Genomic DNA, 19,021 nt, shown 5'->3' with positions numbered 1-19,021 from the left:
GCTTAACGCTGACAGTAGCTAGTAGCACGATGCATGTAGAAAAAGCCGTTGCCAACTTCACAACGAGCCATCAGCTCCATTCACGCCAATGGAAAAAAACAACTGCACCACGGGAAAGCATGGTGCGGTAAAAATATTGAATCAGGTATAAATATCATATCTAAATATTGTATTTAATATATTTATAATGTTTTGTTTCCCTTCTTGTGCCACAGAAGCCTAAAGCCAATTGATCATCAACAGGTAGTGCAAGAATTCAAAACTCATTGCTATTAACGGCTTTCCGCCTACGCAAACGCCCCGGCTGCTCGAGGCAACCGGGGCGTTTGCGTAGGCGGAAAGTCTACGGAGCTTAAGCCTTAGCGTAGGGGAACATCTTCGAGCACTTACGCATGATGGCGTTGATGATGGTGCTGGTATCCGAGCCGAGGCCGCGCGACAGGGCTTTGTCGTACTTCCACAGTAGCTCGCCGGTGGCGCCGTCGTTGATGCTGATGCTGGTGCGGCCCGAGTTGGTGGGGCCCGACATGCCCACGAGCACCGTCATGGCCACAGCTGCGCCGTCCGACATGGGCTTGTCGGTCATGAACGTGCCCGAGATGATGCCGTCTACGCCGAGCACTTTGGCTAGCTCTTCCGAGGTTTTCTCGCTGATATTCTCCGGCGTGATGCCTGCCTTGGCCAGCAGGGTATTGGTCTTATTTACATCCTGAAAGGTTACCGTGAAGTGGTCCGACGACTGGTGCTTCAGGAAGTACGAGTGCAGGGCGCTCTGAATGGTTTTGCCCTCCTGCAGCTCCTGCTGGTGGACTTGCTCGGCCGTTACGCCTTTGGGCAGCTTCTTGGCAGTCATCGTGACGGCGAAGGGCAGCACGGCCAGCTGCTTGTGCCCGGCCGTAAGCGTTTTGAACTGCGGGCTCTGGTAAATCTCACGCGACTGGGCGTATGCACCACTGGTGCTGAGGGAGCCGGCGAGCAGCAGGGCGGCCAGCAGAAAACGAAGCTGTTTCATAGCGAAGGTGGTATTGAGAGTGGGTTACAGCAGCGAAGTTATCGGTCCCTGGCCCCTAGGCGCAATCACATGATTTGTACCGGGGTGCTTGCGGCTGGCGGTGGCAGCATATTGTCTATCAGTCTCTTCAAGCTATTGTCCCGTCACCTTCCACAGGTAAAATGGTAGTAGAACTGCTGCTGGCTCACGCGCCGGGTAGTTCCGCAAAAAAGCCCTGCCGGCTGCTGCAGGAGCGGCCGACAGGGCTTTGGCGCGAGGGCGCATCCCCTTTTTATGTGAGTGGCCACGCACAGGCCACCGGCGCTATTCCAGCGCCCGGCCCTGAAACAGCAGGTAACCGATGTGCCCGAACACGCCCCAGCGCTTGGCCGGGTCGTCGTAGTGAATGACGTGCACGGCCAGCGGGCCCACGGGCGTTTGGTACACCAAGCCGGTGCTGGCCGTCAGGCGCGGGCGGTCCAGGGTGAAGCGGCCGTCGCGTTCGGCTGTTTGGTCGGCGCGCTGGCGCAGCGACTGGTGCCGGACGTGCGCGTAAGCTTCGGTACGCCATTCCAGTTTGCCTACCAGGCCCTGGTTGAAGCGCAGGCCGGCGGCCACGTAGCGTGCCGAGCGGTAATTCTCCAGAAAAATGGTGCGCGAATCGGGCAGAGGCGAGAAGATGGGCGCCACCGCCACCGAGGAGCGGTAGTTGTAGAAGCGGGGTTGCCCGCTCACCATCACTTCGCCGAAGTAGCCCCAACTCTGCTTGTCGTTTTTCATCGGGAAAAACTGCTCTGTGAAGACCCGCACCTGCGGCCAGCGCACAAAACGTTCCTGCTCTTCCTGCACCAGCGCCGTAGTGCCGGGCGTAAACTGTTCGCGGCCATATACGCCCCGGATGGTGAATACGGCTCGTCTGCCGGCGGTGGCGTACTGTTTGCGGTTCAGGGAGTTGCGGGCAAACTGAGCGGCGGCCGTGTAGCCGGTGAAGTCAGTTTCGTCGAGGCGGTCGGTGCTGCTGAGCTGGTTGACGTTGGAGTACTCGTCTTGGCGCGTAAACCAGGCTCCTTCTAGCAGCACACGGCTACGATAATTGGGACTGACGCCCATCTGAATGCCGGCTTTCAGGTCCTGCTGCCGAATCTGGGTACTGAGCACGTCGCGTCCCAGCAAGCCCCCGGTTTTCTGGTAGTTCCACTGATTGTACACGATGGTGGGCTCCACGTAGTAGGAGTAGCGCGCCGGCACATTGATGCGGAACGAGGCCCGGGCAGCGTTGTAAAAGCGCCCAATATTGACGCTGGCTGAGGCTTGATATAGAAAAGTGCGCAGGAAGCGGTGCTCCAGCCCAAAGTAAAAGTTGTCGATGGGCCTGGATGACAACACGAAGCCGACCTCCCCGGAGAGGTTGTTGTTCTGGCGCGCATCAAGCTGCAAAATGTAGCCCTGCGAGGCCTGGTCGTAACGAATGCGCGGGTACACATTGCGGAAAAAGTCGTCGGCAGCCAGCCGGTAGTAGCCTTCCTCGATGTCGTCGATGGTGTAGGTGCTGCCTTCGCGCCGGAAAAAGCGCCGCACAAAGGCTGCCTGCCGGTCGGTGAGGCCCTGCACCGTCACGCGCGAAAAGCGGGGATGCGGGGCCCGCTGCTGAAACTGCTGCCGCCGTTGCGCGAGGTCCAGCGTATCTACGCGGCGCGAAATGCGGCGCTGCATTTGGGAAAGCTTGGCGGTAGCTGCTTTCTCGCCAATATCAATCAGCTCGCGCACCCGCGCAAAGTCGGTGGCCCCAAAACCTTCCAGATCGGGTTGAATAAACACGCCGTTCGGGCCCACGGCCAGGGTATCGGCGGCATTGGCTCCTAAAAACACGATGGAGCCGAGCAGCAACTCATCGTCCTTCTCAAACGGGTACTTCTTGTAAGCCACGTCGCCCACGTTCACCCCGATTATGATATCGGGCTTGAACTCCGACCGCATCACGTCGGTGGGAAAGTTGTTGAAGATGCCGCCGTCGAAGAGGTAGCGCCCATCGGGGTTGCGGATGGGCCGAAACACCAGCGGTACGGCCATGGAATTGCGCACGGCATCGGAAATGGAGCCGTCGCGCTGCACTACTTGCTTACGCGTAAACACCTCGGCCGCAAGGCAGCGGAAGGGCACAAATAACTTGTTGAAATCGTAGCCGGCAATGGTGCCCGCCGGGGCCAGCATCTTGGCCAGCACAAAATTGAGGTTGACGTCGTTGATCAGGTTGGGGGTCACCCGCGTCCGAAACGATGAATCAATAGCCAGGCCCACGCGCAGGGCCGAGGGGTTGGGGTCGGCCGTGATGTAATTGAAAGTACGGTCGGCAGACTGCTTGCCCGAAACCCAGTACTGAAATTCGGGCTGAATGATGATCTGTTCGATTTCGCGCGGCGAGTAGCCGGCTGAGTACAGCGCCCCCACCACCGAGCCCATGCTCGTGCCCACGATGTAATCGATGGGAATGCCATTTTGCTCCAGCACTTTCAGCACACCCACGTGGGCCAAGCCTTTGGCGCCGCCGCCGCTGAGCACCAAGCCCACTTTCTGCGCCTGGGCCGGCAGGCAGGTGCTCAACCATAAAAACAAGAAACCTGCGAAGAGGCGGAAAAATTGAGTCATAAACGAAAAGGAGAGGGCAGGGCAACGAGCTACCTACGCACCTCGTCAGGGCGAGTTGCGCGCCCCCGGTTGCCGGATCTTACCCTGAGCGCAAAGGGCTTAGCAATTGGTTTTGGCGCGCATTCTGATTAATCTGCGGCCATATTTTTTCCTGCGTCTCTTATCCGTCAGTATGAAACACGTGTACCTCGGGCTACTCGCGCTATTGTTGGGCTTCGCGGCCCCAGCCCAGGCCTTCAACTATCATCCTTTTCACCCTGGTTTGCTGTATCAGCTTTCCGAAGCCGGCACTCCCGGCGACACCACGCATACGCTGCGTATGAGCTTCGCTATGGGGCCGCAGTGGCCCGATTCTACTTACCGCCTCAGTGGCCGCGTGGTATCGGTAGCGACGCGGCCGGCCAGCAGCTGCTACGCCACCCAGGTGCAGCGCCCCGATGGCCTGTTCGGAGCCCTGGTCATCGTGCGGCACTTCGCCACCATGCGCGCCGAGTACGAGCTGCGCGCCGCCAACGGCCGCTCCTTCCTTATCAAGCCCCGCGCGGCCCTGAACCAGCCCTGGGCGGCCACCACCTCCGGCATTACGGCCCGCGTGACGGCCCGCGGCACTACTACTATCTTCGGCCAGCCCGATTCGGTGGTCACCATCACTTTGTCGGACGGTCAGGTAATGCGCATTGGCAAGCGCTACGGTTGGATTGAGGGCCCTGCTTTGGGAGCTTATCTAAATGGGCAGCGTCCGCGCGTGCTCACCACTACCGCGCTGCAGATTGAGCGTATGGTGCTGGGCCTGCCGTCCGTGGGCAACCTAGCCATGCACGACTTCCAGCCCGGCGACGTGTTTCTGCGCTACGGCAAGCAGGAAGCTTCGCTCGGCGGCAGCATCTGCTCCGAAAGCTGGACCCGCGACAGCGTGCTCACGCGCACTCCCAATGCTGCCGGCGACACCATCCGTTACACCATAATGCACCGCACCCTGACGCGCAACTACGGCTCGCCCTCGGCGCCGGCGCCGTTCTGCAACAATACGCCCGGCACAGTGCTGGGCCCGGGCAGTGTTGTCACTTGGGTAATATCGGCCTACGATGAAAGCCAGTTGGGCCGCGTAACGCACACCGTGCCGGCCAGCCCAGGCCAACCGTGGCGCCCCCTGACGCTGGCCGGCGTGCGCACCACCAACTACTTCGGTCGCAAGCTGCAGCGCGTCGTGAGGCGGCAGGTGTGCCAGAATGCGGCCGCTGCGGATAGCTTGCTGCTGAGCAACATCGTGGATAACGGCAGTACCGTGCAGTACGCCGCGGGTCTGGGCCAGGTAAGCTCCAGTACTTCCGGCGTGTACTTCGATCAGTCCACTTCTCTGATCGGCTACCGCAAAGTAAACCTGCCCACCAGCACCGGGGTGGAGCAGTGGGGCACGCTGCGCACCTTCGCCAATATTCTGAAAGCCGCTGAGTACCGGCCAGCCGCCACCACTTCCGTTTTTCCTAATCCATTCAGCTCGGAGCTAACGGTGCGTTTCGCGGCGCAGCGGCCGCAGTCCGTGACGCTGCAGCTGCACAATGCGCTGGGCCAAGTGGTGCATGCCACCAGTCGCGCGGCGGCAGCCGGCGAGCAGCAGCTGGCGTTGCAGCTGCCGCAGCTAAAAGCCGGCGTGTACACCCTGCACTTGCAGCTCGACGGCCGTACTGAGGTGCTACGAGTTTTACGCGCTGAATAATCGGCTCAAAGTATTAAAGCAACGTGCCCCGGTGTCGAGCCGGGGCACGTTGCGTTTCAGGGAAGATTAGCGGAGGCATTTCCGGCTTTCGGAGCTTACCACTTTCGGAATATCACGTACACCGCCGCCACCAGCAGCCCAAAGCCTACCAAGTGGTTCCAGCCGAGCTTATCGGACTTGAACACGTACACGGCGCACAGCGTGAACACCGTCAGCGACACCACTTCCTGAATTACCTTAAGCTGAAACAGGTTGAACGGGCCGCCGTTGCCCGCGAAGCCAATGCGGTTGGCCGGTACCTGGAACACGTATTCGAAGAAAGCCAGTCCCCAACTCAGCAGCACCACGCCAAACAAGCCGGCCCGCGCAAACCACGGCAGCTGGCGGAAGTACAGGTGCCCATACCAAGCGAAGGTCATGAACAGGTTGGAAACAGTGAGCAGAGCAATGGTAAGGAAGCCTTTCATCAAGCAGTAAGTTGAGCTGCAGCATCGGGAAAGCGACAAAGTTCGGCGGCAGCAGAAGTAAGGGGGCAAACTTGAAGCTTGTTGGGAGAATCTACCTATGCGAACGTCCCTTCACCAACTAAGAGCGTAGGCGAAAAAGGGTAGCGAAGAACCTTAAAGGCCGTTTGATAAGGGGGCGTTAAGCAAGAACAAGACAGTCTGAGCCAGCCCTGTAATTGTTAGCAGAGGTCTAAGCAAACATGGCCGCTAACTGACGCATGAACTTCACTACTCAAGCTGCCAGCTGTGGGAAGCTAACGGCTGCTTGCCTGTGCACACCCCAACCGAAATCAGTACACGTAACTCAAAGCGAAGCTGAGCTGATTCAGGTCGATTGAAAACGTGCGTCCGGTATTCGGAAATCCGTAGGTCTGCTCGTAGCGGAGCCCTGCTCCGAGGTGGTGATGGCCAAAGCGCAGCAACAGGCCCGTTTCGGCCTGGTAGCCCCGGCCAATTCCACCGTAGTAAAGTTCGTAGGCTTGAGGTTGCGGTATGCCCGAACCGGAACCGGTATAGCTATTCTGCCAATACATGCGGCCGCGTACGATGTGGCTTACGTGGCCACCCACCTGCACGTACGGGCGCCACCTGGCGTCGGCGGGCCGCATGATGTACCGCACGGCCAAAGGCAGCTTTAGCAGGCTGCCTTTGGTTTGGAAACTCATCGTCTGCATGTAATCGGTGCGGGGCACCGGCTGGCTGACGGTATGATCGGAACGGAGGCTACTGAGCGCAAGCCCAAGGGTTAAGCCCAGGTGCCTGTTGAACGGTATGTAAGTGTAGGCGCCCGCCATGGCACCAAGCGGCCCGGCAACGGCCTTTCGCTGGATGGTATAAGGGTAATAAAACTGCATCTGAGTTACCCCAGCCTGCACCGCCCAGCGCACCGGATTTGGCTCTGACTTGGCTACGGCAGCTTGTACCGTGGCTTCAGGATACACGCAGCGGTTGTAGTTCATTACGTACCGGCGCAGGTCGGCACCCGAATACACATACTGGCCCGCGTAAGCCACTTGGGTGTTCACCGTCGGGCAGTCGGCGAAGGACGTTTGTAGGACCTGCGCGAACTGTTCCCGTTTCAGGGGCATGGGCGTGCGGCCAGGTTTGTCGAGGTAATATGTCGCCGGCAGTTGGCCCGTGCGGTCGGCATATAGGCTCGCCGGGCCGGCCACCAGCACCTGCAATAAGGCCAGCACGTTGTCTTGGCCCTTTGGCACGAGGCAGCGGCGGTACTGCAGGCCATTGGCGTCGCCGGCCGCCTGCAACTCCTGCAAGCCGTACACTTTTACCGGCTCCGCTCCCTGACGGAAGTAGATTTGGGGCTTGGCGCGACCCGCACGATGCAGGTCCACTTTGCCGCGCAGGGTGTCGGCAGGGGCCGTAGCCAGCACTACATAGCCAGGCTTGAAATTGGCTTGTTGGCTGAAAGCAGCTGGGGCGGCCGCCAGTAAAGCAAAGGCGCAGCCAAAGCCGCTGCGCAACGCAAGCGAGAAAACCGGAAATACCATGTGGTTGATAGTGCTAATAATCGTTTGATAGCCTTTATGAGTCGGAGTGGCTCTGCTTCGACGCTGTTAGCAAACGTCTGGCTTGTTACCGGCCCCGCCGTTTAGCCAAGTTCCGCCAGCTCAAAAGCCTTCGAAGTTGAAAAGCACTGTTAAAGAGAAGTCCTAGTCCACGTGACCATGCGTTTCGGTGGCGGGAGCCGCCTGCTCTTCCTTCGCCTGCAGGGCTAGCTGACGCTTTTGCTCTTCCGTGAAAGTGGGCAGGTTCTTCAGATCGGGCTGACCAGCATCTACCCAGCAGGTGTACCAGAAGGCCCCCACCAGGCGCACCGCCAGGCGCATCTGCCGCTCCACCTGCCCGCTTAGGCGCTGGTGGTATTCGCGGCTGAACTCCTGCGAGTACACCCGGTTGGTGCGCCCGCCGCGTTCCTCGAAGCCGTATTTCTGATCAGGAGGCATTCTCTGGGTTACTTCCCGCTCAAAGCGCAGCACCGAATCCACAGCGGCGTTGGAGCGCGTCACGGTGGCCCAGATAACGTCCGTCGGCTTGGCCAAGTAAGGGGCCGGACCGGTAAAGAAGTCGTAGTTGGAGGCCAGCAGCTCGGGCAGGCGCGATTCCCACAGACCGTGAATGCCGCGCTGGCCGGTTAGCTGTCCGTTGTAGTTGCGGGTTGTGTGCAGCGGCACGCAGGCATCAGCAATGTAGTGGCCCAGATCGGCCGAGAGGTTGATGATGCGCTCGGTGTTTCGCTCCCGAAACGCGGCCGTGAGCTGGCCTTTCATGCGGATGACGTGCCACGGCACAATGCCGTGCCGCTGCAGGGAATCTTCGCCGTAGCGGGCCACGGCATCGGCGTAGGCGCGGGGCAGTTTGTAAGCGGCGCTGTCGCCGTACACGTCCAGGTCGATGAAGTGGCGCGGAGCCTCCCCCGGTACCACGTTGCGGCGCGAGTCGGGCCTTGTGGACTGCACCGTGAGGTACTCGATGCGGCCCTTGTAGAACCCAATCATCTCGGGCGGCAAGGTGAACACCGCCAGCCGGTTGATGCTGCGGTGCCCGAAGAAGCCCCAGGCGCGGGTGTCGGGCCGCATGGGCGTCAGCCACAGCAGCAAAGCCAGAAAAGCAGCAGAAACGGGACGACGAAGCATACGCGGCGGGCCGGGCGTAATTGCCCACCCAAAGAAAGCAAAAAACGCCCGGTGCAGCCGGGCGTTTTCGCAAGAATATCAGTAGGAAAGCCCTCGTGATTTAGCGGCCACGCTGGCCGGCAAAGCGCATGCGGTAATCGGCTTTGGCGTCGCCTTTGGCAATGCGCAGCAGCTTGCTTTTGATGAGCTGCTTTTTGAACGACGAAATCTTATCGGTAAACAGCACGCCTTCGAGGTGGTCATACTCGTGCTGAATCACGCGGGCCGTCAGGCCCGTGAAGCCTTCCTCGTGTACCTGCCGGTTTTCGTCTTCGTAACGGATGATGATGTCGGGCTGGCGGAATACCCGCTCGCGCACACCTGGAATGCTCAGGCAGCCTTCCTCAAAAGGCCACTCCTCGCCGCTTTCCTTGATCATGACGGGATTGATGAAGGCGCGCTTTACGCCGGTTTCGGCCGGGGCGTCATCGTCCTCGTCGTCGTCCACCATTGGCTCGGAATCGATTACAAACAACCGCACGCTCTTGCCTATCTGCGGGGCGGCAAGGCCTACACCGTGGGCGTAGTACATGGTGTCGTACATATCGGCGATGAGCTTTTGCAGCTCCTCAGCCGGGAAATCAGCCGGGATGTCCTTGGCGCGGGCTTTCAGCACCGGGTCACCGTAGGCCACAATGGGGTAAATCATAACGGACGCGAGTCGAGAAAAGATTGCAGAATGATGGTGGCGCTGATGCGGTCGACCAAGGCCTTGTCGCGACGGGCTTTCTGGCCGAGGCCACCGTCGCGCATGGTTTGGTGCGCCATGCGCGAAGTAAACCGCTCGTCTACTTCGTGCACCGGCACCTCGGGCAGTTCGCGGCGCAGTTTGCGCACCACGCCCACCACGGCCGAGGTAGAATCAGTCGCCTCGTTCATAAGCGTGCGCGGCATGCCCACCACGATGGCCGCCAGCTGTTCCTGCTGGTGATACTGCTTCAGGAAGGTAAACAAGTCCTTGCTGTGAATGGTGTCCAGTGGAGTCGCAATCAGCTGCAAGGGGTCGGTGACGGCCAGCCCCACGCGCTTGTTGCCGTAGTCGATGGCAAGGATACGGGCCATAAAAGGGCTTGGCAATGAACGGTAAACAACCGGCGCCATTTGGCGCGGCTCCGACAAAGATACGGTTCCCGGCTGGCAGTAGATACGCGGGCAAACAGCGGCAGTAGGCTTAGGCGTACTGATGCACCCAAACCCGAGCTTCGTCGAGTTGGGTGAAGTAGCAGGTGTGCAGAGCTAAACCTGGGCTAAATAGGTAGTCCATGGCCGCCCGGGCCGGAGAGGCCGCCAGCGTGTCGGTGGGGAGTACCACCGCTAGGTGTTCCACGCCTTCGCCCACGAGCTGTGGTAGCCATTCTTCGGCCAGCCATGCATAATCGGTGGTGGTAAGAGCGCCCAAATGCTGGACATCCCCGATCCAAGTGCGGACCTGCAACTGCTGTACCAGCCTGCCGCCAAATTGCAACACCTGGCGCAGTTGGGTGCTGCTTGGCGCCAGCAACCAAGCTACTTCCAAAGCTGCCGCCTCGGGATGATGCGACACGTGAACGTAGGGCAGGCGCAGTAAGGAGCGCATAAGGGTACTGGCTAAAAAACTGCGCAAGAATGCCAGACAATATAAGATGATTAATCAAGAGTTTGTATACCCGTAATCCACCGAAGCCGCGACTACTAAAAATAGTATTACGCCTTTCGTCACAGCTACGATTGACAACGTTTCGTCGGTAACCCTGATTTGCATCAGCAAGCTATGAAATGCTGATTTATTGGCTTTAGTAAATACTTTATTGACTTTTTATAGGAAAATTACCATGCTTACATCTTCTCTCGGACTACCTCCGAATAGTTGTAGTATTTTTGGTTAGTATTCTCAATCAGACTCCGTTTTTATCGCCCACTTCTCCTCGCCAGCTTAAGTTATGAACCCCGCTTCACGCTCCGAAGCTTTGCTGGCCGCGACGGCTCAGGTGCGCGCGCCGCGGAGCGGGTGGGCACGCTGGCGGCAGCCATTGTTGCTGGGCGCAGCTCTGGCCTGCGGAGTGCTATTGGGCTCCAACCCCTTCCGGCCTTCTACTCAGAACCCCGATGGCACGGCCCGGGGTTACCTGAAGTTCAAGGAAATCCTCAGCTACATCGACCGCGAATACGTCGACTCCGTCAATGCCGAGGAGCTGTCGGATTATGCCGTTAAGCGCATGCTGGAGCGGCTCGATCCGCACTCGGTGTACATTCCGGCCAAGGAGCAACAGCAAGCGGCGGCGTTTCTGCAGAGCGACTACGATGGGGTAGGAGTGGAGTTCAACCTGTTTCGCGACACGGTGACGGTGGTAGCCCCGCTCAGCGGCGGCCCGGCCGAGCAAGCTGGCATGCAGCCCGGCGACCGGGTGCTGGCCATTGATGGCGCCAGCGTATCGGGCCAGCATTTGAGCTTTGATCAGGTGTTTAATAAACTGCGCGGGCCCCGCGGTAGCACTGTGCGTTTGCTGCTGCTGCGCCGCGGGCAGAGCCGGCCGCTTACTTTTTCGCTGACGCGGCACCGCATTCCCAATACTTCGGTAGATGTGGCCTACCTGCTCGACGGGCAGACGGGCTACCTCAAAATCAGCCGCTTTGCCGCGGGAACTTACGATGAGTTCAAAGCCGCAATGGGCCGCCTGCGCCGCGAAGGCATGGAGCGGCTGGTGCTAGACCTGCGCGGCAACCCCGGCGGCTACCTCGACCGCGCCACCAAGATTGCGGACGAATTCTTGGCCGGTACGCGCAAAATCGTGTACACCGACGGCAAGGGCGACCAATACGATACCCAAACGTATTCGCGGGTGCTGGGCGAGTTTGAACAGGGTCAGCTGATTGTGTTGGTGGACGAAGGCAGCGCCTCGGCTTCCGAAGTGCTAGCCGGCGCCCTGCAAGACCACGACCGCGCCCTCGTGGTTGGCCGCCGCTCCTTCGGTAAAGGGCTTGTGCAGCAGCCTATTACGCTCAATGACGGCTCGGAGCTGCGCCTGACCATTGCGCGCTACTACACGCCCTCGGGCCGTTCCATCCAAAAGCCCTACGGCGGCGGCGTGGCGGCTTACGACCGCGACCTGCAGGAGCGTTTTGCCCGCGGCGAAGCCTTCCACGCCGACAGCATCCGGTTTGCCCCGGAGCTGCGCTACCGCACGGCCCGCGGCCGCACGGTGTACGGCGGCGGCGGCATCATGCCCGACGTATTCGTACCCCGCGACACCAGCACGCAAAATCGCTACTACGCTCGCTTGCAAGGTGCCAACGTGGTGCGGGAGTTTGCCCTTAGTTTGTATCAGCAACACCGCCCCGAGCTGGAGCAAACGACCTTTGAGCAGTTCAGCCGCACGTTTGACATCAGCGACGTGCAATTGCAGGCCCTGGCCGCCCGTGCCGCCCAAGATGGTGTACGGGCCGACGCCGGCGGTTTGCGCCGCTGCGCACCGCTGCTGCGCAATCAGCTGAAGGCGCTGATAGCGCGGAGTGCCTATGGCAAAGACGCCTACTATATCGTGTTGCGCGAGCAGGACGCGGAGTTGCTGCAAGCCATCGACGCGTTGCAAACCGGCAATGCCAAGCTGGCGCTGGGCCAGCCAGAATAAGCGCCGCGCTCGGAATCAACCAATTGCTCTGGGTTTAGGCCGAAACAGCTTTCGTAGCCGCAGATCGTAATGCCGGCTCGGGGCTGTTGAGCAAGAACAAGTTTCGGTAATTCAGGCCCAGCAGAACCACTACGGCGCCGGTATGTACCCAGATGAGGGCGGGGGTGCCTACGGCCCATTGCTGCGTCAGGATGCCGCGCTGCAGCACGGCGTTCATGCCTTGAAACAGGTAAATGAACTGGAAAACCATCGGGCCGAGCGTGAGGCCAAGCAACCAGAGCCAAGCCCGCTGATTGCGGATGTGGCGGTAAGCACCTATCAGGGGAATCAACGTGAGAGCGGCAACCAGGGCCGTCATCAGGGCGCGGTAGAGCGGTAGGGAAGGGCTGTCGGCAAATAAGAAGCGGATGAGGGTCAGCTCGTCGCCGCCGTTCATGAGGGTAGTGAACAGACGGGCAAACGGCAGTCCCGCAAACAGCAAGCTTAGCGCCAAGGCTTGCCGCTTAACGCTATTGGAGCGCAGCCCCAGCAGCCCCAACCACATGCAAGCGTAGGAAAACAGCGGCCCAGCAATGCTGGAAAGCCACGTGAGGTCGGGACGAACGCAGCTTGCGCACAGCTGCCACTCGTTGAACTCGCGCGGGCCGTAGCAGCCACAGACGGCCCCGCCCACCCAGAGGTGGGCCAACTCGTGCAGCTCGTGAGTGAGCAAGGTCAGCAGCAAAAAGGCCAGCACGTAGCGAAGAGTAAGGCGTAGCGTCATGGAACGGGAGAGGCGAAAAGGAGTGTAGTAATACAGAAGGCCAGTGCCTCTGCAAGTAACCCAGTAGGGGTACCCAGCGCTATAGCATAATCGGGTGAGGGGCAAGCCCCAGCGCGGCCAATTGCCCGGCTACCGTATCTTTAGCATCCCGTTACCACTGTCCATTCCCACCCCGCTGCCATGCCGTACTATTCCCGCCTTGGTCAGATTCCGCGCAAGCGCCACACGCAGTTCCGCCAGCCCGATGGCACGCTCTATTCTGAGCAGCTGGTGGGTACGTTGGGCTTCTCAGGCGTCTCGTCCTTGCTGTATCACCAGAATCCACCTACCCAGATCAAGCGGGTGGGCACGCCCAAGCCTTTCGCGCCCAAGCTGCTGAAAGACCGCCCGCTGCAGCCTACGCACCTGCGCACGCTGCCCCAGTCTGTAACCGGCCCCGACTACCTCGCTGCCCGCCAGACCCTGCTGGCCAACAACGACGTGGCGCTTAGCATCTGCAACCCCGAGCCGGGGCGCATGGATTATTATTACAAAAACGCACTGGCCGACGAGGTCGTCTTCGTTCATGAAGGCCGCGGCGAGCTGTGGAGCCAGCTGGGCAAGGTCGCGTTTGAGCCCGGCGACTACGTGGTGATTCCGCGCACCATCATCCACCAGTTTCACTTCGAGGAAGGCCCGGTGCGCCTGCTCATCATCGAGTCGTTTAGCCCCATCGAGACGTGCCGCCGCTACCGCAACCACTTCGGGCAGCTGCTGGAGCACTCCCCCTACTGCGAGCGGGACATCCGGCCGCCGCACGAGCTGGTAACCGAAGACGATAGCCGTGACGAGTACCGCCTGCTGGTGAAGCGCGAAGATGCCCTGCACGAGCTGTTCTACGCCCACACGCCCTTCGATGTGGTGGGCTGGGACGGCTACTTCTTCCCGTATGCCATCAGCATTCATGATTTCGAGCCAATAACGGGCCGCATTCACCAGCCGCCACCCGTGCACCAGCAGTTCGAAGCGCACAACTTCGTCATTTGCTCCTTTGTGCCGCGCCTCTTCGATTACCACCCCGAAAGCATTCCGGCGCCCTACAACCACTCCAACGTGGACTCCGATGAGGTGCTGTACTACGTGGCCGGCAACTTCATGTCGCGCCGCGGCGTGGACCTGGCGTCGTTTACGCTGCACCCCTCCGGCCTGCCGCACGGCCCGCACCCGGGTACCGTGGAGGCTAGCATCGGCAAGAAAGAAACCCACGAACTGGCCGTAATGGTGGACACCTTCCGGCCGCTTTACCTCACCGAAACAGCCCTGCAGTACGAGGACACCGGCTACCCCATGAGTTGGAACCCCGACTACCCGCACGCTGGCCCTATGCCGGCGGATATGATGGATTAGATTAGGTCAGCATGGACAAACAAAGTCAAGCTGCATCAACGACCACCTGTACGTGGGCTCTTTGGGGTGGCTGCTTGTTGTTATTGCCAGGCTGCCAGCGGACAACCGATTCTCAGGAACCACTAAGTCGAATTGCCCGGGCGGTTCCGGAGGGTTACGGCTACCAATCCGCCGCTGGCGACACTGTCATTCCATTTGGCCGCTATGCCATGTGCTACACCGAACGCTTTGATAGCGCGGCCGTCGTGCTGAAAGCAGGCGTTGGCTTTGTCGCCATCAACCGGCAGGAAAAAGTGCTGTTCAAGGTATATTCCTTCGACAACGGCCCGGATGAACCCGCCGAAGGACGCTTTCGCATCCTTGGCGACTCAGGCCGCATTGGTTACGCCACGCCAAGCGGGCGGGTGGTCATCACTCCTCGGTTTGAAGCGGCATTTCCGTTTGAGAATGGTCGAGCTAGGGTAGGACAGTATTGCCGACAAGAAACTGATGGCGAGCATTCTTGGATGGAGTGCGATGAGTGGTACTATGTAGATCTAAGCGGCCGGGTCATGGGTCAGGCTGAAAAGTCTTTTCACTAAGTTTGGTTTAAAGATCCGTCAACACGGTTTGGCTAACTGCCTGCCAGCCTCATGCCGACATGATGGACTAACTCTCCTTTATGCCTTTTAGCTCACCCGCACCGGAAACGCCTGCCGTTTCCGGTGCTTCGTTTTCGGCCCCCGGTGCCGCGGGCATTGCGCCGCCCAACCCAAATTTTCTGGCTTACCTGTGGCTACCGGCGCTGTATACTGCCTGCATGGCTGCCTTAGCCTTGCTGCTGGCGCCCATGCTGATCAAGCTGGACCTGCGCTCCGTTCCGTTTTTGGTGCATTGGGATGCCGAGCACTACGAATACATCCGGTCGCATGGTTACGATCTAAAGCGCAGCGCCTTCTTCCCGGGCTTTCCGCTGCTCTGGCGCTGGTCGGGGCTGTCGGCGGCGGGCGTGTCGGTGGCCAATCTGGGGCTGTACGTGCTGGCGCTGGCCGGGCTGGCCTGGGCTTTCCGGCTGACGCTGAAAGAACAGCTGCTAGCGGCTTCTGTGCCGCCGATGTTCTTTATGGCGGTGCCATACAGCGAAGCGCTATTCTTTCTGGGTGGTACGCTGGCCCTTGTGGGCTGGCAGCGTAAGCAGGCGCCGCTCAACTGGCTGGGGCTGTTTGTGTGTAGTTGTGCCCGCTCGGTGGGCCTAATATTCGTGCCGGCGCTGCTCCTTACCGCTTGGCTGCGCTACCGCGAAGACGGCCCCGCCGCGTGGCGTAACACCTTGGGTGGCATAGTAGCTTCAATAGCGGGCTTAGTGCTCAGCTTAGGCGCGCACTACTGCGACACGGGCCGCTGGATGGGGTTTCTGGACTCGCAGCGGCAGTTCTGGAATGTGCGCCTGCAGTGGCCAAAATGGCCGCTGGCCAGCTGGAGCGGCGATTTTATGACGCGCTACGAGGCAGTAGCCTTCCTGTTTGGGGTGGCTTGCGGACTGTACGTGCTGTACTTGCTGCTACGTCCGCGGCAGGCGGTGCCATCGGCGGCGGTGCTGTTTTCGCTGCTGTACATCGCCGGTGTGACGGCCGTTACGCTGGCCACCAAGGCCGGCTGGCTCGTTAGCCTGAGCCGCTACGTGTTTGCCACGCCTTTCTTCGTGATGCTGCTGAACTGGCAACTGCGCACCCAGCCGCTGAGCACTAAAAAGCTGTTGTGGACGTTATTGGCTGCCGAGCTGATGTGGCTGGTATTGTTCAAGACCTACGGACACATCAAGACGGTGCTGCTGTACCTTTTGGTCGGTGTGTACGTGGGGGTGGTGCTGACCAATGCGCACCCCAAGCTGCGCGTGCGGCAAGTGGCGCTGGTACTGACGGTGCTGATCAACAGTGTTTTGCTGGTAATAATGTTTTACCGCTACGCCCTTAACGAGTGGGCGGGCTAAATCCAAGTCAACCGACGAGCCGACACTTTCGTAAGTTTGGCAAAATTCAAGAATATGAACAAAATACTATTGTTGCTACTGGCCTTTGCGGTGCTGGCAACGACTTCCTGCAAAAAGATTGACAAGCTGCTCACCTTCACCATCGAAGATTCGCAGAACATCCGCGTAGCCGGCTCCAACCTGCCGCTGGGCTCGGTGCTGCCCGTGGCGCCCGTATCGGTAACAACTCGCTCGGAGGACCGCTTCCGCAACGAAGACACCCGCGCCGACTTAGTGAAAGACGTAAGCCTGGAAAAGCTGACGTTGACCATCACCGACCCGAACACGGCCAACTTCGACTTCCTCGAAAGCATCACTATCTACATCAGCACCGACCAAAACGACCGTGTGCCCCTCGCCGCGCTGCAGTCGGTACCGCGAGGCGTACGGGTTATCGACCTGCAGCCCAGCGGCACCAAGCTCGATAAGTACATCAAAGCCGCGAGCTACACCTTGACCACCGAAGCCCGCGTGCGCGCCGCCGTAACGCAGGACATCACCATGCGCGCCGATTCCAAGTTCAAGGTGACGGCCGATCCGCTGTAAACTACTTTCCCGCAACCGCAAGGTTGAAAACAACGAAGCCGGCCCTGAGGACCGGCTTCGTTGCTTTCAGGCCAATAGGCACCGCTGCTACTTCAGCATCTCGTGCAGCACCGTCTGCATCGAGAACACGCGGTTGCCGGCTTCTTGTACCACCAGGGAATTGGGCGAATCCAGCACCGCGTCGCCTACTTCCACGTTGCGGCGCACCGGTAGGCAGTGGATGAACTTGCCGTTGTTGGTCAGGGCCATGTGGCGGGCGTCCACCATCCAGCTCGGATCCTGGGTGATGATCTGGCCGTAGTTGCGGTAGGAGCTCCAGTTCTTGGCGTACACGTAGTCGGCGCCTTCCAGGGCCTTGGCCTGGTCGTACTCGATGCGGGCACCCTTGGTAAACTGCTCGGCCAGCTCGTATCCTTCGGGGTGGGTGATGACGAAATCAACCCAATCGACTTCCGAAAACCAGTCGGCAAAGGAGTTGGGCACGCACTGGGGTAGGGCGCGCACGTGCGGGGCCCAGGTTAGCACCACTTTCACGCGCTCGGTCTGCTTGGTTTCAGCCACGGTGATGAGGTCGGCGAAGCTCTGCAGCGGGTGCAGGGTGGCGCTTTCCAAGCTGATGACGGGCACGGTGGCGTGCTGCAGAATCTTGTTAAAAACCACCTCGTTGTAGTCCTCGTCGCGGTCCTTGAGGCCGGGGAAAGTACGCACGCCCAGCACGTCGCAATACCGGCTCATCACGGCAATAGCTTCCTTGATGTGCTCCTGCGTGCCGCCGTTCATCACGGCACCGTCGGCCATTTCCAGGGTCCAAGAGTCGGCGCCGGCATTGAGCACCCAGGCTTGCGCGCCGAGGTTGTAGGCCGCCTTGATGGAGCTCAGGCGGGTACGCAGGCTGGGGTTGAAGAATATTAGCCCGACGGTCTTGTTCTTGCCTAGGTGCTGGTAGCCGAAAGGGTTCTGCTTAATCTCCAGCGCCTGTTGCAGCAGGGCACGGTAGTCGGATACGTCGGCGAACGAGGTGAATTTTTTCATGGGGTGGTGTATGTCGAAGCCTAGAAAGAAGAAGCGGCAGAAAGCTTCTCACTCCGGCTTGGCTGGTAAAGGCGGTACTATCAGGTTTTTAGTGGGTGAAAAATCAACCTTCCATACATCAAGTTCATAGAGCTGCTGATACTGGTCTACTATCAACGAGATTAGTACTGGAACGCCATCTTCATCTTGCAACTGAGCCTGGGCAATGTCACCGCCGTATCGGCGGTCTTGCTCGGGAGTTTGACTGTGAAATCGGATGCTGCCCATGCCTCCGTCGTTCATGTTCTCAGCTAATATGTGACTCAGTAACGGCTGAATATTGGCCGCATGAGGCTTATCAGCTAGCAGAAAAGTTATGGCCTCTTTTTCTTTCTGAGTAAGTAGGCGCATTAGCGTATAAGCTTTTAATAGAAGAATGGAACTGCACATCCGCCGAGTAGTTCAGAACGTCAGGCTTAGTTGTCTATGGCGACGTTATGTGCTTCAAGTTCAAGCTTGATTCCAAATTGCTGGCATTTTCGGTGAAACTGAGCCAATTCATAAGGGCCGTAACCCTTATCTGCTTTTTTGTCAATAATCCAATAGTTGCGTTTGCGCTTGAATATGTTTCGGTAGTACGACTGATTTCGCAATATGCTGTCGGCAATAGCGTCACACTCAATTCGGCCGGTGTCTTCTATATTCTTTATCGTTACTCCTTTTCTATTAAGCAGGAAGTATAAGTGCTTTGATTTTCTAACGCTTCGTATATCAGCCTCAGTTTTACTTTTCTTCCACTTCGTAGAATCGGTGAAGAAGTCGTGGTATTCGCAGAATTCAGGGACCATGTCGAAGCTAAGCTGGTCGATATATTCTCGATAGCTCGGCTCTTGTTCAGCAACAATGCAGCTTTCATCGAAATTGAACTTGGTTACTTTACCATAGACAGCGGTGTTGTTAGTGGGATTTCCGCCAGCAATGTAGTTTGTAGTACCACCCTCCCCGATATAAGCGTAACCAGAGCCAAGCTCATGGTAATCATCACTCATGTTGCATGAGCTCAAGAACAGGGTACCAAGCAGAAATCGTAGAACAACCTGTTTGAGCATAGAGCTGTATATCGAAAGACAAGTCTTAATAATAAAA

General features: G+C 58.9%; 18 protein-coding genes. 6 read left to right on the top strand and 12 right to left on the bottom strand.

Annotated features, from left to right (window positions below; genetic code table 11):
- Positions 1-352 precede the first annotated feature (352 nt).
- Together AC5FXY_RS09410 and AC5FXY_RS09405 are read right to left on the bottom strand one after the other, a co-directional pair.
- Positions 353-1,012, bottom strand: coding sequence for a hypothetical protein (locus AC5FXY_RS09410; RefSeq protein WP_493556409.1), 660 nt, complete (start codon positions 1,010-1,012; stop codon positions 353-355).
- Between the two features lie 303 nt (positions 1,013-1,315).
- A complete protein-coding gene (locus AC5FXY_RS09405; protein WP_493556408.1) occupies positions 1,316-3,637 on the bottom strand; it encodes a patatin-like phospholipase family protein in 2,322 nt (773 codons plus the stop codon).
- A gap of 172 nt (positions 3,638-3,809) precedes the next feature.
- On the opposite strand from AC5FXY_RS09405, the gene AC5FXY_RS09400 reads away from it, so the two are divergent.
- Positions 3,810-5,354, top strand: a complete 1,545-nt coding sequence (locus AC5FXY_RS09400) for a T9SS type A sorting domain-containing protein (RefSeq protein WP_493556407.1) — start codon at positions 3,810-3,812, stop codon at positions 5,352-5,354.
- Between the two features lie 95 nt (positions 5,355-5,449).
- Here the strand turns inward: AC5FXY_RS09400 and AC5FXY_RS09395 are convergent, their stop codons facing one another.
- The 6 genes from AC5FXY_RS09395 to AC5FXY_RS09370 all read right to left on the bottom strand — a co-directional run bounded on the left by AC5FXY_RS09395 (position 5,450) and on the right by AC5FXY_RS09370 (position 10,129).
- Positions 5,450-5,821 carry a DMT family protein gene (locus tag AC5FXY_RS09395; RefSeq protein WP_493556406.1) on the bottom strand — a complete coding sequence of 124 codons (372 nt, stop codon included), beginning with the start codon at positions 5,819-5,821 and terminating at the stop codon, positions 5,450-5,452.
- Positions 5,822-6,150: 329 nt separating this feature from the next.
- Positions 6,151-7,368, bottom strand: a complete 1,218-nt coding sequence (locus AC5FXY_RS09390) for an outer membrane beta-barrel protein (protein ID WP_493556405.1) — start codon at positions 7,366-7,368, stop codon at positions 6,151-6,153.
- 162 nt (positions 7,369-7,530) lie between these two features.
- A complete protein-coding gene (locus AC5FXY_RS09385; protein ID WP_493556404.1) occupies positions 7,531-8,514 on the bottom strand; it encodes a zinc dependent phospholipase C family protein in 984 nt (327 codons plus the stop codon).
- 100 nt (positions 8,515-8,614) lie between these two features.
- The gene (gene def / locus AC5FXY_RS09380) at positions 8,615-9,202 is read right to left on the bottom strand and encodes a peptide deformylase (RefSeq protein WP_493556403.1); all 588 of its coding nucleotides are present in this window, start codon (positions 9,200-9,202) and stop codon (positions 8,615-8,617) included.
- The gene (ruvX, locus tag AC5FXY_RS09375) at positions 9,199-9,615 is read right to left on the bottom strand and encodes a Holliday junction resolvase RuvX (protein WP_493556402.1); all 417 of its coding nucleotides are present in this window, start codon (positions 9,613-9,615) and stop codon (positions 9,199-9,201) included. The genes def and ruvX overlap by 4 nt, the downstream gene beginning before the upstream one ends.
- Before the next feature lie 109 nt (positions 9,616-9,724).
- Positions 9,725-10,129 (bottom strand): hypothetical protein, encoded by a 405-nt coding sequence (locus AC5FXY_RS09370; protein WP_493556401.1) that lies wholly within the window; start codon positions 10,127-10,129, stop codon positions 9,725-9,727.
- A gap of 343 nt (positions 10,130-10,472) precedes the next feature.
- Here AC5FXY_RS09370 and AC5FXY_RS09365 point away from each other — a divergent pair, with 343 nt between their 5' ends.
- The gene (locus tag AC5FXY_RS09365; RefSeq protein WP_493556400.1) at positions 10,473-12,161 is read left to right on the top strand and encodes a S41 family peptidase; all 1,689 of its coding nucleotides are present in this window, start codon (positions 10,473-10,475) and stop codon (positions 12,159-12,161) included.
- Positions 12,162-12,195: 34 nt separating this feature from the next.
- Here the strand turns inward: AC5FXY_RS09365 and AC5FXY_RS09360 are convergent, their stop codons facing one another.
- Positions 12,196-12,924, bottom strand: coding sequence for a hypothetical protein (locus AC5FXY_RS09360; RefSeq protein ID WP_493556399.1), 729 nt, complete (start codon positions 12,922-12,924; stop codon positions 12,196-12,198).
- Positions 12,925-13,104: 180 nt separating this feature from the next.
- Between AC5FXY_RS09360 and AC5FXY_RS09355 the strand changes: the two genes are divergently transcribed.
- The 4 genes from AC5FXY_RS09355 (at position 13,105) to AC5FXY_RS09340 (ending at position 16,864) form a co-directional block, all read left to right on the top strand.
- Positions 13,105-14,310 carry a homogentisate 1,2-dioxygenase gene (locus tag AC5FXY_RS09355; RefSeq protein ID WP_493556398.1) on the top strand — a complete coding sequence of 402 codons (1,206 nt, stop codon included), beginning with the start codon at positions 13,105-13,107 and terminating at the stop codon, positions 14,308-14,310.
- An 11-nt stretch (positions 14,311-14,321) separates the two neighbouring features.
- Positions 14,322-14,891 (top strand): WG repeat-containing protein, encoded by a 570-nt coding sequence (locus AC5FXY_RS09350; protein ID WP_493556397.1) that lies wholly within the window; start codon positions 14,322-14,324, stop codon positions 14,889-14,891.
- An 80-nt stretch (positions 14,892-14,971) separates the two neighbouring features.
- Positions 14,972-16,279, top strand: coding sequence for a hypothetical protein (locus AC5FXY_RS09345; protein ID WP_493556396.1), 1,308 nt, complete (start codon positions 14,972-14,974; stop codon positions 16,277-16,279).
- 54 nt (positions 16,280-16,333) lie between these two features.
- Positions 16,334-16,864, top strand: a complete 531-nt coding sequence (locus AC5FXY_RS09340; RefSeq protein ID WP_493556395.1) for a hypothetical protein — start codon at positions 16,334-16,336, stop codon at positions 16,862-16,864.
- Positions 16,865-16,951: 87 nt separating this feature from the next.
- Here the strand turns inward: AC5FXY_RS09340 and AC5FXY_RS09335 are convergent, their stop codons facing one another.
- The 3 genes from AC5FXY_RS09335 to AC5FXY_RS09325 all read right to left on the bottom strand — a co-directional run bounded on the left by AC5FXY_RS09335 (position 16,952) and on the right by AC5FXY_RS09325 (position 18,924).
- Positions 16,952-17,896 carry an N-acetylornithine carbamoyltransferase gene (locus AC5FXY_RS09335; protein WP_493556394.1) on the bottom strand — a complete coding sequence of 315 codons (945 nt, stop codon included), beginning with the start codon at positions 17,894-17,896 and terminating at the stop codon, positions 16,952-16,954.
- Positions 17,897-17,944: 48 nt separating this feature from the next.
- Positions 17,945-18,286 carry a DUF6984 family protein gene (locus AC5FXY_RS09330; RefSeq protein ID WP_493556393.1) on the bottom strand — a complete coding sequence of 114 codons (342 nt, stop codon included), beginning with the start codon at positions 18,284-18,286 and terminating at the stop codon, positions 17,945-17,947.
- Positions 18,287-18,351: 65 nt separating this feature from the next.
- Complete coding sequence (locus tag AC5FXY_RS09325) at positions 18,352-18,924, bottom strand: DUF3997 domain-containing protein (protein WP_493556392.1); 573 nt, start codon at positions 18,922-18,924, stop codon at positions 18,352-18,354.
- Between the last annotated feature and the right edge of the window lie 97 nt (positions 18,925-19,021).

This window comes from Hymenobacter sp. FMD4 (assembly GCF_058932745.1).
The sequence above is the reverse complement of the archived record's forward strand: the minus strand, read 5'-3'. Positions and strand labels throughout refer to the sequence as shown.